General features: G+C 34.9%; 5 protein-coding genes and 1 tRNA gene. 1 reads left to right on the forward strand and 5 read right to left on the reverse strand.

The annotated features are described in order from the left end of the window. The first annotated feature begins 181 nt into the window (after nucleotides 1-181). Nucleotides 182-257, forward strand: a tRNA-Thr gene (locus tag RQ893_RS08600). A 105-nt stretch (nucleotides 258-362) separates the two neighbouring features. Here RQ893_RS08600 and RQ893_RS08605 read toward each other — a convergent pair. The 5 genes from RQ893_RS08605 to rplK form a co-directional block, all read right to left on the reverse strand. Then, entirely contained in the window at nucleotides 363-809 is a 447-nt protein-coding gene (locus tag RQ893_RS08605) for a Fur family transcriptional regulator (RefSeq protein WP_311482606.1), read from the reverse strand. Nucleotides 810-1,130: 321 nt separating this feature from the next. Then, on the reverse strand, nucleotides 1,131-1,514 hold the full coding sequence (gene rplL, locus RQ893_RS08610) for a 50S ribosomal protein L7/L12 (protein ID WP_311482607.1): 384 nt from the start codon (nucleotides 1,512-1,514) through the stop codon (nucleotides 1,131-1,133). Between the two features lie 29 nt (nucleotides 1,515-1,543). After that, nucleotides 1,544-2,092: a 50S ribosomal protein L10 gene (gene rplJ, locus RQ893_RS08615; protein WP_399523602.1), complete on the reverse strand. Its 549-nt coding sequence runs from the start codon at nucleotides 2,090-2,092 to the stop codon at nucleotides 1,544-1,546. A gap of 197 nt (nucleotides 2,093-2,289) precedes the next feature. Further along, nucleotides 2,290-3,003, reverse strand: a complete 714-nt coding sequence (gene rplA / locus RQ893_RS08620; RefSeq protein ID WP_311482609.1) for a 50S ribosomal protein L1 — start codon at nucleotides 3,001-3,003, stop codon at nucleotides 2,290-2,292. Between the two features lie 36 nt (nucleotides 3,004-3,039). Then, nucleotides 3,040-3,468 (reverse strand): 50S ribosomal protein L11, encoded by a 429-nt coding sequence (gene rplK, locus RQ893_RS08625; protein WP_004828830.1) that lies wholly within the window; start codon nucleotides 3,466-3,468, stop codon nucleotides 3,040-3,042. Nucleotides 3,469-3,513: the final 45 nt, after the last annotated feature.

Consider the following 3,513-nt stretch of genomic DNA (forward strand, 5'->3'; position numbering starts at 1 on the left):
GATTGTACCAATGTTAATATGTGGTTTGCTTCTTTCAAATGTTTGTTTGCTCATTAAATCCTCCTAATGTACTCATATACATTATTCTACCATAATTCGATAAAAAATTCTATTAATTTCTATAAATTTATTTAATTTATTAACTTGAATTTAAGAAAAATGCTTGTATAATTATAAATGTGCCGCTTTAGCTCAGTAGGTAGAGCGCTTCCATGGTAAGGAAGAGGTCCTCGGTTCAATTCCGGGAAGCGGCTCCATTTTTTTACCCATTTTTAGTTTTACAAAAATATTATTTCATTATTTAAAAATTTAATTATATACGGATACTAAAAAGCAGGCAAAATAAAATTTACCTGCTTTTTTTATTCCTTACAATCAGGACATAGTCCCCTGTAAATAACTTCTATTGTATCTATTGTATAATCTTTTAGTATATCAGGCTTTTGCATATCAAGGATTTCTAAATCCTTAATTTTACCACAAGATTCACAAATAAAGTGGCCGTGGCTAGGTCTTTTAAATTCATACCTTTTTGATACCATATTAAAATCAAGTTCTTTTACTAGCTTATGGTTTACAAAAAGATTTAAGCTATTATAAACTGTTGCCTGACTTATCACTGGATCCTTGCTTTTTAGGTCCTTAAAAATCTTTTCAGCTGTCGGATGGATAGGATGGGTTATCAAATAATCCAATATCAATAGCCTTTGGTGAGAAACTCTTATTTTTTTATCTTGAAGAATTTTTTTAAGTGTACTGAGCCTTTTGTCAGGATTTTCTTGCCTTAAACTTTCTATTAAATCGTGCATAACATCCCATACCTTTCTGGCTTATAATATACGCCAAAATGTCTATTTGTCAATGATTGGGAATGATTATCAACTCGATTACAAATATAAATAATCTCCCTTTTATATCTAAAAACAGCTATAAAAACACTCTTAACTAAGATTTCTATATAATTATTATAGGATTTTTATTTATCACCTATAATTTCCCTTAAATTTTTGTCTTTGATTCCCAATACAATTTTTAATAATTTCACTTTTATATGTATGAATTACTATAAAAAACCTCCCAGGAAATTCCTGAGAGGTTTTGCTAGGATTAACCTAGTTATATTTGTTAGCTTATGCTAATTCTACTTCAGCGCCTGCTTCTTCTAGGGCTGCTTTAACTTCTTCAGCCTTATCTTTTGCTACGCCTTCAAGAACGTTGCCTGGAGCTCCGTCAACTAAAGCTTTAGCTTCTTTTAGTCCAAGACCAGCTACGTCTTTAACAACTTTGATTACGTTGATTTTTGATTGTCCAGCTGATTTAAGAACTACGTCAAATTCTGTTTTTTCAGCTGCTCCGCCTGCTGCTGGAGCACCTGCAGCTGGAGCTGCTACTGCTACTGCTGCTTGTGCAGATACGTCAAATTCTTCTTCGATTGCTTTAACAAGTTCTGAAAGTTCAAGAACTGTAAGATTTTTGATTTCTTCTAATAAGTTTGTTACTTTTTCTGATGCCATTTTTAATTCTCCTTAAATTTATATTTTTATTATGCTGCTTCGTTTTCTTTTTTGTTTGCCACTTCGTTAAGGGCAATAGCAAGTTTAGATATTGTGTTGTTAAGATCTCCTGCAAGAGTTCTGATTGGTGCTTGTAATACATTAGCAAGCATTGAGTGTAGAACTTCTGTAGCTGGTAATGTGGCTATTGCCATCATTTGTTCGCTATTTTGGTACTTACCTTCAACAATACCTGATTTCAAAACTAATTTTTCTTCGTTTTTTTCGTCTTCTTTTCTGTAGTCAACTGCGATCTTTGGACCATCTACTAAATCGTGTTTAGAAAATACTAGAGCGTTTGCTCCTTTTAGGTCTTCGATTAATTCATCATAGCCTAATTCTTGGAAAGCAAATCTCATCATTGTATTTTTGTAAACTTTGTATTCAGCTTCTTTTTCTCTGAATTTATCACGTAAATTTGTGATTTCCTTAACGTCCATACCGTTAAAACCAACAAGTGTCACTGATTGTGAACCTTCGATTTTAGCTTTGATTTCGTCAACTATCAGCTGTTTAGCTGCTATAGCTTTCTCGCTCACTTTTTCACCTCCTAAGGCTAATGGTAGGTATTTAAAAACCCCACTATATATAGACACCCTAATAGTGCCTACATCGGTGGGGATGTAGTTAATTTCTCCCACCTATACGCAATTATTAAACATATCTGTCTGCGTAGTCTTTGGTAGCCTGTTTATTTGACTTATATATTATATCATCAATCTAGTCAAATTGCAAATTATTTTGTTTCTACTAATTCGCTAGCCTTTCCTGCTTGTAATTTTACACCAGGTCCCATTGTTGAAGCAACGGTGATTGATTTAATATATTTACCCTTTGCTGCTGCAGGTCTTGCTTTAACAACTTCTCTGATTAGAGCTTTGATGTTGTCAGCTAGTTTTTCTGCGCCGAAAGATACCTTACCTGCTGGTACATGGATTAAGTTAGCCTTATCAGTTCTATACTCAACCTTACCTGCTTTGATGTCTTCGATAGCTTGTTTAACGTCGTTTGTAACTGTACCAGTTTTTGGGTTTGGCATTAAGCCTTGTGGACCAAGTACCCTACCTAGTCTACCTACTGTTGCCATCATGTCTGGTGTAGCTATTACTACGTCAAAGTCTAACCAACCATCTTTTTGGATTTTTTCAGCATATTCTTCATTACCTGCAAAGTCAGCTCCTGCTGCTAGTGCTTCGTCTATTCTGTCGTCTTTTACGAAAGCAAGTACTCTTTGTACCTTACCTGTACCGTGTGGCAAAATAACTGTACCCCTAACTTGTTGGTCAGCATGTCTACTATCAACACCTAGGTTGAAGTGTAGTTCTACAGTTTCATCAAATTTTGCCTTCGCATTTTTCTCAACAATTTCAAGTGCTTCGTTTAATTCATATTCTTTTGTAGAATCATATGAAGCTTTTGATTCTAAATATCTTTTTCCTCTTTTTGCCATTTAATACCTCCTGTGGTAAACGAGTAAACTCTCCCACTAATCTTCTACAGTGACTCCCATACTTCTTGCTGTTCCTGCTATCATGCTTACTGCAGCTTCTAGGCTTGCAGCATTAAGATCTTCCATCTTAGTTTTAGCAATTTCTTCAAGTTGGCTTCTCTTGATTGATCCAACTTTATTTTTGTTTGGTTCACCTGAACCTTTTGCTAGGTTGATAGCTTTTTTGATTAATACTGGTGCTGGTGGTGTTTTTGTTATAAATTTGAATGTTCTATCCGTAAAAATAGTCATTTCAACCGGTATAATCATTCCAGCTTGGTCAGCTGTCTTAGCATTAAATGCTTGAACAAATTCCATAATGTTGATTCCGTGAGGACCTAAAGCAGTTCCTACTGGTGGTGCTGGTGATGCAGCTCCTGCTGGTACTTGTAATTTTACTATCGCTTGTATATCTTTTTCTGCCATAATTTACCTCCTTGTGGTGATTCGGGTTTCCCCTCCCACTGCTTT

The organism is uncultured Anaerococcus sp. (assembly GCF_963510915.1).
GTDB lineage: Bacteria > Bacillota > Clostridia > Tissierellales > Peptoniphilaceae > Anaerococcus.

What these genes read in the sequence shown, in the direction of transcription:
- rplK (WP_004828830.1), bottom strand. Translation starts at nt 3,468, where the DNA reads ATGGCAGAAAAAGATATACAAGCGATAGTAAAATTACAAGTACCAGCA.
- RQ893_RS08605 (WP_311482606.1), bottom strand. Translation starts at nt 809, where the DNA reads ATGCACGATTTAATAGAAAGTTTAAGGCAAGAAAATCCTGACAAAAGG.
- rplL (WP_311482607.1), bottom strand. Translation starts at nt 1,514, where the DNA reads ATGGCATCAGAAAAAGTAACAAACTTATTAGAAGAAATCAAAAATCTT.
- rplA (WP_311482609.1), bottom strand. Translation starts at nt 3,003, where the DNA reads ATGGCAAAAAGAGGAAAAAGATATTTAGAATCAAAAGCTTCATATGAT.